Source organism: Hyphobacterium sp. CCMP332, assembly GCF_014323565.1.
GTDB lineage: Bacteria > Pseudomonadota > Alphaproteobacteria > Caulobacterales > Maricaulaceae > Hyphobacterium.
The window spans coordinates 1,944,575-1,957,995 of record NZ_CP058669.1 but is presented as its reverse complement, the minus strand read 5'-3'; the positions used below and the strand labels follow the sequence as shown (position 1 = coordinate 1,957,995).

General features: G+C 61.2%; 8 protein-coding genes. 5 read left to right on the top strand and 3 right to left on the bottom strand.

Going from position 1 to position 13,421, the window contains the following annotated elements; translation table 11 throughout:
* Positions 1-38 precede the first annotated feature (38 nt).
* Genes HXX25_RS09895 through HXX25_RS09880 form a run of 4 tightly spaced genes read left to right on the top strand, consistent with a single transcriptional unit; the run spans position 39 to position 4,685 of the window.
* A complete protein-coding gene (locus HXX25_RS09895; RefSeq protein WP_187165760.1) occupies positions 39-2,315 on the top strand; it encodes a bifunctional salicylyl-CoA 5-hydroxylase/oxidoreductase in 2,277 nt (758 codons plus the stop codon).
* Complete coding sequence (locus tag HXX25_RS09890) at positions 2,312-3,121, top strand: enoyl-CoA hydratase family protein (RefSeq protein WP_187165759.1); 810 nt, start codon at positions 2,312-2,314, stop codon at positions 3,119-3,121. The genes HXX25_RS09895 and HXX25_RS09890 overlap by 4 nt, the downstream gene beginning before the upstream one ends.
* A gap of 2 nt (positions 3,122-3,123) precedes the next feature.
* Positions 3,124-4,296, top strand: coding sequence for an acyl-CoA dehydrogenase family protein (locus tag HXX25_RS09885; RefSeq protein ID WP_187165758.1), 1,173 nt, complete (start codon positions 3,124-3,126; stop codon positions 4,294-4,296).
* On the top strand, positions 4,293-4,685 hold the full coding sequence (locus HXX25_RS09880) for a RidA family protein (protein WP_187165757.1): 393 nt from the start codon (positions 4,293-4,295) through the stop codon (positions 4,683-4,685). Before HXX25_RS09885 ends, HXX25_RS09880 begins: the two co-directional genes overlap by 4 nt.
* A gap of 118 nt (positions 4,686-4,803) precedes the next feature.
* On the opposite strand, the gene pcaF is transcribed toward HXX25_RS09880, so the two are convergent.
* Complete coding sequence (gene pcaF, locus HXX25_RS09875; protein ID WP_187165756.1) at positions 4,804-6,000, bottom strand: 3-oxoadipyl-CoA thiolase; 1,197 nt, start codon at positions 5,998-6,000, stop codon at positions 4,804-4,806.
* Between the two features lie 95 nt (positions 6,001-6,095).
* Between pcaF and HXX25_RS09870 the strand changes: the two genes are divergently transcribed.
* The gene (locus HXX25_RS09870) at positions 6,096-7,694 is read left to right on the top strand and encodes an AMP-binding protein (protein WP_187167813.1); all 1,599 of its coding nucleotides are present in this window, start codon (positions 6,096-6,098) and stop codon (positions 7,692-7,694) included.
* Here the strand turns inward: HXX25_RS09870 and HXX25_RS09865 are convergent.
* Both HXX25_RS09865 and HXX25_RS09860 read right to left on the bottom strand, forming a co-directional pair.
* Positions 7,691-11,614, bottom strand: coding sequence for a translocation/assembly module TamB domain-containing protein (locus HXX25_RS09865; RefSeq protein WP_187165755.1), 3,924 nt, complete (start codon positions 11,612-11,614; stop codon positions 7,691-7,693). The genes HXX25_RS09870 and HXX25_RS09865 overlap by 4 nt on opposite strands.
* Positions 11,611-13,323 carry an autotransporter assembly complex family protein gene (locus HXX25_RS09860; RefSeq protein WP_187165754.1) on the bottom strand — a complete coding sequence of 571 codons (1,713 nt, stop codon included), beginning with the start codon at positions 13,321-13,323 and terminating at the stop codon, positions 11,611-11,613. Before HXX25_RS09860 ends, HXX25_RS09865 begins: the two co-directional genes overlap by 4 nt.
* Positions 13,324-13,421: the final 98 nt, after the last annotated feature.

Sequence of the window (13,421 nt, the reverse complement as noted above, 5' to 3'; positions counted from 1 at the left end):
ATTGTCTGACGCGGACAAGTTCGGGGAGGCCTTTTCATATGAAAATCGCATGCATCGGTGGCGGCCCGGCGGGCCTGTATTTCGCGATCGCGATGAAATTGCGGGACCCGTTCTGCGAAATTGACATCTACGAACGTAACAAGCCGGGTGATACATTCGGCTGGGGCGTGGTCTTCTCTGATCAGACGATGGCCAATCTCGCCGCGACCGACCCGCAGAGCGCGCAATTGATTGCCGATTCGCTGGCGCACTGGGATGATATCGAGGTCCATTTCAAGAATACGGTTGAAAGTTCCGGTGGCCACGGCTTTTGCGGTATCGGCCGCAAGCGCCTGCTGGCCATCCTGCAGGACCGCGCGGCCGAGCTGGGCGTCAATCTGCATTTCGAGACCGAAACCGATCCGGCCAATCTGCCCGATGCCGATCTGGTGATCGCCGCCGACGGGATCAATTCGCGCATTCGCGAGCAGTATGCGGACGTTTTCAAGCCGGACATCGATGTGCGGGCGAACAAATTCGTCTGGCTGGGCACGCACAAGGTTTTCGATGCCTTCACCTTTGCCTTCAAGGAGACGGCGCATGGCTGGGTGTGGGCGCACGCCTACCGGTTCGACGATGATCTCTCGACCTTCATCGTGGAGTGTTCGGAGGAGACCTGGCGCGGTTTGGGTTTTGACCAGATGGACCAGGACGAGACCTGCCGGGCTTGTGAGGCGCTGTTTGCGGACCAGCTCGACGGCCATGAGCTGATGAGCAATGCCCGGCATTTACGGGGGTCGGCCTGGCTGAATTTCCGGCGCGTATTATGCGAAAACTGGACACACAGGAATGTCATCCTGCTGGGCGATGCGGCCCATACGGCGCACTTTTCCATCGGGTCCGGAACCAAGCTGGCCTTTGAAGACGCGATCATGCTGGCCGAGGTTCTGACCTCGAAGAGCCAGCCCATCGAAGAGGGACTGAAGGAATATCAGGCGGTCCGGACGGTGGAGGTCTTGAAGCTCCAGTCTGCGGCGCGAAATTCCACCGAATGGTTTGAAACGCTCGACCGCTATCTGGATTTCGAGCCCAAGCAATTTGCCTATTCGCTACTCACACGCTCGCAACGCATCAGCCATGAAAATCTGCGTGAGCGGGATGCGAAATGGATGGCGCGGATGGAGGGCTGGTTTGCAAGCCAGCAGGGCGTCTCTGTTCGCCCCCCCATGTTCGTGCCCTATGCCCTGCGCGGGATGGAGCTTAAAAACCGCGTCGTGGTTTCGCCGATGTGCATGTATTCCAGCGATGACGGGCTGATCAATGATTTCCACTTTGTCCATTACGGATCGCGCGCCATGGGCGGGGCGGGGCTGATCTATACGGAAATGACCAATGTGGCGGCCGATGCGCGGATTTCACCCGGATGCGCCGGCATCTACACGGATGAACATGTCGCCGCGTGGAAACGCGTCGTCGATCATGTCCATGCGAATAATGCGAAAATGGCTATCCAGATCGGGCATGCCGGCCGCAAGGGGGCAACGAAACTCTCCTGGGAAGGCAATAACGAGCCGCTGGAGTCGGGTGGTTGGGAGCTGATTGGTCCGTCACCCATTCCCTGGTCCGAGAAGAACCAGATCCCGCGCGAAATGACGCGGGAGGACATGGATCGGGTGAAGGATGAATTCGTCACCGCGACGAAGCGGGCGCTGGAAGCCGGATTCGACATGGTCGAGATGCATGGTGCGCACGGATATCTCTTCTCGTCTTTCATCACGCCAGTCTCCAATCAGCGCGACGATGAATATGGCGGCAGTCTGGAAAACCGGCTGCGCTATCCGCTGGAGGTCTTTACCGCCATGCGGGCGGTCTGGCCTGCGGACCGGCCGATGGCGGTGCGCCTGTCGGCGACGGACTGGGTCGGTGAAGACGGCATAACGCCGGACGATGCGGTGCTAGTGGCAAAAGCCTTCGCGGCAGCCGGTGCCGATCTGATTGATGTGTCTGCCGGACAGACCACGCCGGCGGGTGAGCCCGTTTATGGCCGCATGTTCCAGACGCCGTTTTCCGACCAGATCCGCAATACGCTGCATTGTTCAACCATGGCAGTGGGTAATATCTATGAGGTCGATCACGTCAATTCGATCCTGGCGGCGGGCCGGGCCGATCTGGTGGCGCTGGCGCGGCCGCATCTGGCCGATCCCTACTGGACGCTGCGCGCGGCGGCCGAGCTGGGCTATCGCGGGGTGGATGTGCCCAACCAGTATATTGCCGGTCACGTCCAGCTGGCACGCAATCTCAAACGCGCCGCCGAAATGCAGGAGATGAAGGTATGAACCCCGCAACGCACAATCCGGAACATTTCCTGTGGTCGTTTGCGGACGGCGTTGGAACCGTCACGCTGAACCGGCCGGAGAAAAAGAATCCACTCACCTTCGAGAGCTATGCCGAGCTGCGCGATTTCTTCCGCGCGCTGGCTTATGCGCCGGAGGTGAAGGTGGTCATTATCAAGGGGGAAGGCGGGAATTTCTGTTCCGGCGGCGATGTGCGGGAGATCATCGGGCCGCTGACCGAAATGGGTATGCCGCAACTCCTTGAATTCACGCGGATGACCGGCGATCTCGTCAAGGCGATCCGCCATTGCCCGCAGCCCGTCATTGCAGCGGTCGACGGCGTCTGTGTCGGGGCCGGGGCGATCCTCGCCATGGCGTCGGACCTGCGCATCGCCACACCGGACGCCAAGACCGCCTTCCTGTTCAACCGGGTCGGGCTGGCCGGATGTGATATGGGCGCGTGCGCCATCCTGCCCCGCATTATCGGTCAGGGCCGGGCCAGCGAACTTCTCTTTTTCGGGCGGTCGATGAGCGCGGATGAAGGCGAACGCTGGGGCTTCTGGAATGCGCTGGTGGCGGGCGATGAGTTGATGGAAGAGGCCGGGAAGTGGGCGGCGCGGATTGCCGCCGGACCGACTTTTGCCAATGGCATCACCAAGACCCAGCTGAATGCGGAATGGGATATGGGCATTGACCAGGCGATCGAGGCGGAAGCCCAGGCACAGGCGATTTGCATGCAGACCGAGGATTTCCGCCGCGCCTATCGCGCCTTTATCGCGAAGGAAAAGCCCGTCTTCGAGGGGAATTGATCATGGCGGACAGAAGCTTCCTTGCATGGCCGTTTTTTGAGGATCGGCACCGCGCACTGGCCGATGCCGCACGGGACTGGTGCGCAGCAGAGATCGGAACCAATGGCTTTGCGGCTCATGCCGATATTGATGAGGACTGTCGCCAGATGGCCCGGAAAATGGGTGATGCCGGCTGGCTGAAGAACTGCGTGCCCGCAGCGTATGGCGGTGCGAACGAGACGCTGGATGTCCGCTCGCTCTGCCTCATGCGGGAGACGCTGGGTTATCATTCGGGGCTGGCGGATTTTGTCTTCGCCATGCAGGGGCTCGGATCGGGGACGATTTCGTTGTTCGGCTCTCATGAGCAGAAAGCCGAGTGGTTGCCGCAAGTCGCATCCGGAGAAACCCTCGCTGCCTTTGCGCTGACGGAGCCGGCGGCGGGTTCGGATGTGTCCTCGTTGGCTCTGAGTGCAGTCCGCGATGGCGAGGATTACGTTCTGAACGGGGAGAAGACCTATATTTCGAATGGCGGGATTGCAGGGTTCTACGTTGTCTTTGCCCGGACCGGCGAGGCCGGTGCGCGGGGAATCTCCGCCTTTATCGTGCCCGCCGATACGCCCGGCCTTTCGGTCGCCGAGCGGATCGAAGTGATTGCCCCGCATCCACTGGCGCGGTTGAAATTCGAGGATTGCCGCATCCCGGCCTCGGCCCTGATCGGCGAAGAAAATGCCGGGTTCAAATATGCGATGGGGACGCTGGATGTGTTTCGTTCGACCGTTGCTGCCGCAGCATTGGGCTTTGCCCGGCGCGCGATGGATGAAGCCCGCGCCCGGGCCCAGTCGCGTGAACTGTTTGGCGACAAGCTGGCGGATCTGCCGGTGGTGCAGTCGCAGCTCGCCGAAATGGCCATTGATATCGATGCCAGCGCGCTGCTGATTTATCGCGGGGCCTGGATGAAGGATTCCGGCGTCAGCCGGATCTCGCGCGAAGCGGCGATGTCGAAATTCTTTGCAACGGAGACTGCTCAGCACACGATCGACAAGGCGGTGCAGATATTCGGCGGGCAGGGGGTCACAAAGGGCTCGGTTCCCGAAGCGCTCTATCGCGATATCCGGGCCTTGCGAATCTATGAAGGGGCGTCGGAAGTGCAAAAACTCATCATTGCCCGCCATCTTTTGTCGGAGACCGGATCATGAAAGTGCTCAACCCGCCGGGCTGGCCGCGCCCGAAAGGCTATTCCAACGGGATCGAGGCGACAGGGCGGCACATCTTCGTTGCCGGCCAGATCGGTTGGGACGAGACGGAAACCATCGTGTCCGATGATTTCGCCGATCAGTTCGAACAGGTCCTGAAAAACACGCTGTCGGTTCTGGCAGAAGCCGGTGCCGGGCCGGAGCATATTGTGCGGATGACCGGCTATATCACCGACCGTCAGGCTTATCTGGATGCCGGACCAAAACTTGGCGCGATCTGGAAAAAGCTGATGGGGAAGAGCTATCCAGTGATGGCGTTTGTGATCGTGGCCGGGCTCATCGAGGAGCGGGCATTGGTGGAGATCGAAACGACGGCGGTTGTGGGAGAGTAAATCACCTCGTCCTTCGAGGCTCGCTATGCTCGCACCTCAGGATGAGGTGAGCAACAATCGCCAACCAAACTCATGGTGAGGTGCCCGGCGCGCGCCGGGCCTCGAACCACGCAATGCGTTATACCCGCTCCAGCACCATGGCCGCGCCCTGACCGACCCCGACGCAGAGCGTAACGAGGGCATATCGTCCGTTTACGGAATGTACGCGCTGCGCAGCGGTGAGGGGAAGACGCGCGCCGCTCATGCCGAGCGGGTGACCCAGCGCAATGGCGCCGCCCCAGGCGTTGAGCCGCTCATCATCATCGGCGATCTTCCAGCTGCGGGTGCAGGCGAGCACCTGTGCGGCGAAGGCTTCGTTGAGCTCGATCACATCGATGTCGTTCAGGGTCAGACCCGCCAGCGCGAGCGCCTTTTCCGTCGCCGGAACAGGGCCGATACCCATTGTGCGTGGCGGAACGCCTGCCGTGGCATAGCTGACAATTCGCGCCATCGGATCGAGGCCGAGCGCTTGACCTGCGGCTTCGTCTCCGATGATCAGGGCTGCTGCACCATCATTCACGCCGGAGGCATTGCCTGCGGTGACGCTCCCGCCCTTGCGGAAGGCAGCGGGCAGTTTCGCCAGCTGGCTGGTGGTCACATCCGGGCGGGGATGTTCGTCGTGACTGACGACAACCGGATCACCCTTTCGCCGGGGAATGGTGACCGGCGTAATCTGATCTTGAAGCTGCGGCGCGGCTGCACCCGCCAATGCTTGCGACCGGGCGGCAAACGCGTCCTGATCGTCTCGGGATATACCGAATTCTTCGGCGAGATTTTCGGCGGTCTCGCCCATGGACTCGACGCCGTAGAGCCGTTCGATTTCCGGATTGACGAAACGCCAGCCAATCGTCGTGTCTTGCAGCTCTGGCGTTCTCGAGAAAGCTGTCTCGGCTTTGCCGAGCACAAATGGCGCGCGCGACATACTCTCGACGCCGCCCGTAACAACGCAAGAGAGTCCACCGCTCCGTATACGGAAAGCAGCCTGCGCTACGGCTTCCAGCCCGCTTGCGCACAAGCGGTTGACCGTGACACCGGGCACGCTCTCGCCGAGGCCGGACAGCAAAACCGCCATGCGCGCGACATTGCGATTGTCCTCGCCGGCCTGATTGGCGCAACCCAGCACGACTTCTTCCACAATTTCTGACAATTGCCCGTGGCGTTCTGCCAATACCCGGATCGGCAAGGCTGCAAGGTCATCTGCCCGCACCGATGACAGCGAACCGGCATAGCGGCCAATGGGTGTGCGCAATCCGGTGTAGAGAAAAGCTTCCGTCATGGGGGTATCCTCGTGCACAATAACCGCAATGACAGCGCGGCGATTCACGGCCAGACTAAACAGCTGCGCGGCAAATGGGGAGATGTGCCATGCCGATGGAGCCTTCAGGCTATGCGGATGGTTTTGCGCGAGACAGCCTGCCGGATGAATCCGACTGGCCGGACTTCCGGTTTGATCGTCCGTCGGTTCAATACCCAAAACGCCTGAATGCCGCCGCCGAATTACTCGATGGCGCGATTGAAAAGGGTTGGGGCGACCGGGCGGCGGTCTATTCCGAAGCGCGGACGCTCACCTATGCCGAGCTGGCGGTCGAGGCGAACCGGCTGGCCCATGTGCTTGTGGACGATCTCGATCTGGTCAGTGGCGAGCGGGTGCTGATCCACGGCCCCAATTCCATCGACATGATGGTGGCCTGGTATGGTGTTCTGAAAGCCGGCGGCATTGCGGTGATGACCATGCCGTTGCTGCGCGAGCCTGAAATCACAAAGATTGTCCGCAAAGCCAAAATCCGACTGGCTCTGTGTGCCGCGCCGTTGAAGGAAGCGGTCGAAAACTCGATGGCGCAAAATTCGGGCCTGAAGCGCATTGCGCTCACCGGTGAAGGTGAAGACGTTGTGCGCCTCATGGCAGGCAAGCCAGACGAGTTCCGTGCCTGCGATACCGCAGCTGATGACGTCGCGCTTCTGGCCTTTACGTCGGGAACGACGGGCGAGCCCAAGGCGTGCGCCCATTTCCACCGGTCCGTGCTGGCGATGGCCGACACCTTCGGCGCGATGCTCGCGCCAGCGCCGGGCGATATCTATGCCGGCACGCCGCCCTTTGCGTTCACCTTCGGGCTCGGCGCCTTCGTGGTCTTTCCGGCCCGCGCCGGTATTGCGGTCGCGCTCGCCTCCCGGCCGGGATTCGAGGCATTGTGCGAGACGATCCAGCGCTTTGGCGTGACGCACACTTTCACCGCACCGACCGGTTATCGCGCGATGATTGGTTTGAAGGATGCCTATGACCTGTCCTCGCTCAAAGGCGGCGTGTCGGCGGGGGAGCATCTGCCAGAAGCTACATGGCGGGCGTGGAAAGACGCGACGGGTGTCAGTCTGGTGGACGGAATCGGTGCCACGGAAATGATCCATATTTTCATTTCGGCGACAGGACGGAAAATTCGGCCCGGCGCGACAGGGCAGGCCGTGCCGGGCTATGACGCGAAGGTCATCGGTGAAGATGGCCGGCCGGTGCCGGATGGCGAGATTGGCAAGCTGGCGGTCCGTGGCCCGACCGGTTGCCTCTATCTCGCGGATGACCGGCAAAAAATCTATGTGCAGGACGGCTGGAATATTACCGGAGATCTCTATCGCCGCGACCCGGATGGCTATTTCTGGTATGTCAGCCGCGCGGATGATCTGATTGTCGCGTCAGGCTACAACATTGCCGGACCGGAAGTGGAGCAGGCGCTGTTGATGCATGATGCCGTCGCAGAATGCGCGGTCGTGGGGCAGGCGTGCGAGGACCGCGGGACGATTGTGGCCGCCCATATTGTTCTGAAACAGCCCCTTCTGGCGGGCGACGAGATGGCGAAGGAATTGCAGGACTTCGTCAAGCTGACGATTGCGCCTTACAAATATCCGCGCGCTATTCACTTCACCGATGCCTTGCCGAAAACACAGACCGGAAAAATCCAGCGTTTCCGGCTCAAATCCTAGTATTCGGTGCGCCAGCGCAGGGCAATGGAGGCTTGGGTGTCGCCGGTCAGGCGCGAGAGCAGCGAGACGTCCGGTGTCAGCGTCCATTCCAGTCGCGCAGAAGATAGAGCCGAGCCGCTGCTTTCAACTTCCAGATAAACATCGTCCGTCAACTGGCGGCCGCCGGTGACGACGATCTCGCCATTCTCACCGGCGGCAAAATCGAGTCTGTCGAGCCCGGCCGCGCGCCTCAGCCCGCCGACGATGCCGAACAGGTTCTGGCCGGAGAGCTGAGCGGCAATGGTTGCGGTTTCCAGCGGGCTGAGCTGTCCCGAATTCCGATCGAATAGCAGCCGTGCCAGAATTTCGTCCTCAGGCAAGGCTGGTTGGCTGGAGAGGCTCAGCGCCGGTGACGAGACGGGACCTGAAATCCGCGTATTGACGGTGAGGCCTTCGCGTTGATGCCGGGCCAGAAGATTGATCTCGGCCGTACGCACATCGCCCGACAGGGAGACGACGCCCTCTTCAATGCGAAAGGCACGATTGAGCAGGAAGGCGCGACCGTAAAGAAGTACGGCATCGCCATTGATGTTGAGCGCTGATGGGCTGCCCGTGACGTGCCAATCGCCCCGCCATTCGGTCGAAAACGGCTCGCCCGACACAAAAATACTGTCGTCGGCCCGAATGTGAACATCCAGCGTCACGGGTATTCGCGCGGCACGTTGTCCATTGCTGCCTTCTGGATGATTGATCTCGGTAACATCGATTTCCGCGAATGACGGTGCCGAGGCTTCGGGCGGCCGCGCTTCGATGCGTTCGACCGTGATGTCGCCCGTGATGCCGATTCCCTCCAGTGAGATATCTGCATCTGAATGACCCGAAACAATAACCGACAGGTCTGGCCGCCGGACGGCGTTGAAGTTTCTGAATTCTGCATGGACAGAGGCGTCCCAGCCATTCTCACCGAGCCCGCCTTCACCCGAAACGGTCAGTTCGCCGCCGCGCGGCCCGGCCGCGGTGAAACGCTCGATGCGCAGGCGATTATTCTCCCAGATCGCCATGGCATTTACGTTTTCCACGGAGACCCCCAGCTCCTGGGAAACATAGCGGCCATTTGAAATCCCGGTTTCACCCTGCAATTCAGGCCGGAGGACGCTGCCCGAGACCACCAGATCTGCGTTCAACTGTCCGGCAAGCTGGCGGGAATCGGGCATGATGAGTGCGAGTAGCGGTTCGACTGCGCCGGCCATTTCGACCCGGCCCGTCAGAGGCGCGTCACTTGTGAGTTGCCGAAGATCGGTAATCCGGCCCTCACGTTGTACGACCACCCGGCCCGACAGATCATCACCTGTCACGGTCAGTGTCAGGTCCAGATTATCGTTCAACGCTCCCGAGAGCGCGATATTCAAGGCGCTGCCCAGGCGAATCTCGCCGACCTGAAACTCGCGTGCGCCTGCCTCTATCGTTCCACCCCACCGGTTTTCGGCGTAACGAAGGGCGAGGTCGAGATCGATAATGCCATCCATTTGCGGCAGGGCGGCAGCGGTTGCGAGGAGGCTCGCTGGAAGATCGGTGATGCGAAGCCGCAATTCTTCCCCTGCGGTCCAGTTGATCCGGGTCTCGCCGCCACCCGTGTTCAGGCCACCTGTCAGAGACGGATTCTCGCCGCCAAATCGATAGACAATCGGATTGGTAGTGGAGACCGGAATTCCGGCCCAGTCAGCGGTCAGCTCCGTGGATACGTCACCGTCGTTGACGGTCGTCTGCGCCGTCAGGCTGAACGGCTCCTGAAACTCGCCGGCTGCCCGTGTTGTGATGGAGAGTGTGCCGGTGCGGTTTGAAGCGGTCACGTCGAGGCGTGACAAGGCACCATTCGGCAAGGTCCAGTCACGCGCATTCAGCTCGGCGGCGAATCCCTCGGCATTGCTGTTGGCACTGCCACTGAACACGTAGGAATCGATCTGTCCCTGATCGATGACGAGATTTATGCCTGCCGGATCGCGTTCTAGGGTTCCGATTGCCTGAACCTGCCCATAGTCGGACAGCGTTTCCAGCTGCCAGTCGGCGGTCTGCTGTTCGGGCGTGTAGGTGAAATCAAGGCCAATGCGCGGCTCGGATAATGACCGGCCAGCCACTTCCAGACGCGGAGTCGAAATCACGGCCTCCCCGGTTGCATCCAGGCCTTCTCCCTGCGCTTGCAGCGCGATGGCGGCTCCACCGCCAATGATCACGTCGCGGATGGACAGGTCGGCATTGACCGCCGCATCCAGTGCGGTGGACCAGTTCCGGTTTTCGCCCGCCGCCTCGCCACGAAGCGCAATGGCATTGCTGTCCAGCGTCAGGCCGTCCATGCGCCAGCTGGAAAAATCACTTTCAAGCCGGGCCGACGCGTTGGCCTGTGCCAGGAGCGTTGAAAGCGTTTCATCGCGCCATTGAATATTGTCACCATTGAGGTCGGCCTGCAGAACGGCGCCCTCTCTGGACAGGCTTTGAATACGCATGTCCGCAACCGCCCTGCCGGAGGCCATGCCGGTCAGGGCACCGATGTCCAGCACGGTCAGCCGGGCATCGCCGTTGAGCACATATCCATCACTATCGAGTTGAACGTCACCGGTCAGTTCAGCAATGTCGGAGGTCAGGCTGAGGGCGTCGAAGACGTAGACGCCATCGTCCTGCCGCGCTTCGATGGCGAGCCCCGCCCATGGCAAAGTGGCCACCGGTGTGTTGCCGGGCAATGTGATCCGGGTCGCTGTCAGATCGGCAAAAATGGAATTCTGGCCATCGATCCGCGTGAAGAGCAGCGAGCCGCCAAGGGCGTCGATCGTTGTCTGCCCGGCGCGGATTGAATTCAGCTCCAGAATGCCGTCGGCCGTTATGCCGGTCGAATAATCTATTGTGCCCGCCCATTGTGTCTGTTCAATCCTGACATTGTCGCCTGCGAGAGCCTGCCAGGTAGGTTGTGTGAGCGCGATATTGGCGGTGATGCGTTGTGGCCCGTCCGGGGCGATGTCGAGTTCCCAACCCTGACCGTCTGCATCGATCCGAACAGGCCGAATCGGCGACAGCGTTCCTTCCGCCTCGATCCGCGCCCGGGGATCGAAGGGCAGGGCACGGATGGTTTCCAGAACGCTGCCATCGACATCGATGCGCGTTGACCACCGGCCGTCCTGCCAGTCGAATTCGGCTTCGGCGGCGTTTTGTCCGGCCAGGATGAATGTCAGTTGGCCATTTCCCGTATCGATATTCCCGCTGAGCGATCCGGAGATTTCTGCATCGCGCCCGTCAAGTGTCAGCATTGTCCCGATGGGGCCGGACCCGGAAATGAAAGCCGATGCCTGCCCGTCGATCGCGCCCGCTTCCGACCAGACCACCTCGCCGGACATATGATCGCCGGTCACGTCAGTCCGCATGATATGCAGTGTGAGGCGGCCGCTATCCCGGACGCGGCCCTGTCCTTCTACGGAGAATGTCGTGGCATCGCCCAGAACCGCTTCGCCGAGCGAAAGGCGGGGGATGTTGATCGCGCCAATCCGCAGCGATGGCAGGCTTCCGCCCCCGCCCGTTGATGGCGCGAGCGCCGGTCTGCGAAAGACATCAATGCGGGCCGCTTCGATCCTTGCAATATCAATGTCGCCACCCAGCAGCGCCAGTCCATTCCAATCCACCGCCACATTTTCGAGGGTCAGAAAAGTGCCTTCGGTATCAAGAATGGTCAGGCGTTCGATGCGCGGCCGATGGAGGACATTGCCGCTCAGTCCGTCAATCTCGAGGACCAGCCCGCGCGCCAGCTCGCGATCATCGCCAAAATGCATGACCGCCCAGCGTCCGGCCGGACCCGTTGCGGCCCAGAGCGCGCCCAGCAAGAGCGCGGCAAGGACGCCGAGCGTGATGGCCAAACGGATCAACCAGCGCCGGAGGAGAAGGCGTTCAGACAGGATCAAAAGGCTTGTCCGATGCTGATGTATACATGGATCGGGTCTTCGCCCGAACGGCGATCCAGAGGTGTCGCAACATCAAAACGTACAGGGGCGAAGTCGAGATAATACCGAAGGCCCATGCCGACGCCTGTCCGCAGATTGTCAAATTCCGGCGTGCGGCTGGCGCCGGCAAAGGCCGTGTCAACAAAGGCGACGGCGCCCCAGCGGCCTTCGCCCCGCCAGCGCAGTTCGGCATTCAGCTCCGATACTGAAAGGCCGCCGGCCGGCGCACCGTCCGCGCCAATGGGTGACAGCGACTGGTATTCATAACCGCGCGCCGAGCCGCCCCCGCCGGCATAGAAGCGCTGGTCCGCTGCAAGATTGATGGCGCTCGCGCCGACAATCGCGCCCAGGCGTATACGGGCAGCGGCCGTGAAATGGTTCGAGACCGGATAATAGGCGCTGGTCCGGATTTCGGTCTGCAGATAGGTGGCTTCGGCATCGCCGAAGCTGATGCCAGGATTGACGATCAACGCGGCCTGAACGCCTGATTGCGGGTCCAGAGGGTCATCGCGCTGATCCAGGGCGATCGCGGATGTGAGACGAAGCGAATGGATATCCCGCTCGCCTGACGCATCGGTGACACGGGAAATATCAACCAGCGCGCCGATGCGCACATCCAGATCTTCGCGCATTTCCCGAAACAGTGTGACGCCAGCGGTAAATTCGTTCTGCTGGAATGCATCGGTATCTTCTGATTTCAACCCGGTGTTGAGGATCAGTCGCTGATCAATACGCTGCCAGTAAGGAAGGCTCATTTCGGCGTCCAGCGACTGAACCAGGGACGCCAGCTCAGCAGTGAACGTCAATGTTTCGTCGCCGCCATAAAGATTGCGCCGTGACCAGGCGAGGCTGGTGCCGGCGCCTTCTGTGGTGGAAAGGCTGATCGTGGTTTCGATCGCGTGGCGGGGCGCAGGCGTGAGGGCGACGTCCAGCGCACGGGTCATCTCGCCATCAGCCATATCGGCCAGGATGATGCGGGCTTCCCGAACACTGGACAATCCCTCAAGGCGGCGTTCGAAAGCCTGTATGGCCTCGAGCCGAACGGGCACACCTTCTTCCAGTGTTGTCAGGCGCCGGATGAATCCCGGCCGCCAGCCCTCGGTCTGAAGCCGTGTTCCGCCATAACGCGTGAACGGGCCCGGCTCGATCAGAAAGCGGACATCGCCGCTTGTGCTGGCATGATCAACAATCACCTCGCGTGGCAGGGTTTCGGCCTCCGGCCAGCCGGAATTTTCGAGCGCGGCCTGAGCGGCCGCTTCGGCCGCGAGCACCCATTGTGCGGTGAGTATATTGTCCTCGGGGGGCTCTACAGCCATGCGCGCCGTCATGTCGGCTTCCCGGTTTCCGGTCTCCACCGAAATACGCCCGATCGAGAAAGCGGGGCCGGATTCGATTGTCAGAACAGGGCGGCCATCTTCGCCGATGTCGGCATCTATGCTGGCCGCATAATAGCCCCGGGCCCGCAGATAGCGGTCGACCCGATCCTCGGCGGTGCGCAGGTCGCGGCGTATGGCGATTTCGTCTTCCGGATCCGCTTTTCTGGTGCCGAGAATTTCGTAGATGCCGGCTTCCAGCACGGCGTTCTCAACGCCTTGCACGCGCGCCAGAGGCTCCTCGCCATGAGCTGAGGATGCCAACGTCACAAGAACTATCAGCGCCAGTCTGTACATTCGTTGCCCGGTTTGCTCTTCGGTTCCAGTTAAACACTTTCAACCGGGGAAGTCGCCGCGGTTCGATGGGCTGCAGTCAGTAGAGAGAATGTGTGGCT

Coding starts and splice junctions, on each gene's coding strand:
- HXX25_RS09860 (WP_187165754.1), bottom strand. CDS start 13,323: ATGTACAGACTGGCGCTGATAGTTCTTGTGACGTTGGCATCCTCAGCT.
- HXX25_RS09890 (WP_187165759.1), top strand. CDS start 2,312: ATGAACCCCGCAACGCACAATCCGGAACATTTCCTGTGGTCGTTTGCG.
- HXX25_RS09895 (WP_187165760.1), top strand. CDS start 39: ATGAAAATCGCATGCATCGGTGGCGGCCCGGCGGGCCTGTATTTCGCG.
- pcaF (WP_187165756.1), bottom strand. CDS start 6,000: ATGACGGAAGCTTTTCTCTACACCGGATTGCGCACACCCATTGGCCGC.
- HXX25_RS09885 (WP_187165758.1), top strand. CDS start 3,124: ATGGCGGACAGAAGCTTCCTTGCATGGCCGTTTTTTGAGGATCGGCAC.
- HXX25_RS09870 (WP_187167813.1), top strand. CDS start 6,096: ATGGAGCCTTCAGGCTATGCGGATGGTTTTGCGCGAGACAGCCTGCCG.
- HXX25_RS09880 (WP_187165757.1), top strand. CDS start 4,293: ATGAAAGTGCTCAACCCGCCGGGCTGGCCGCGCCCGAAAGGCTATTCC.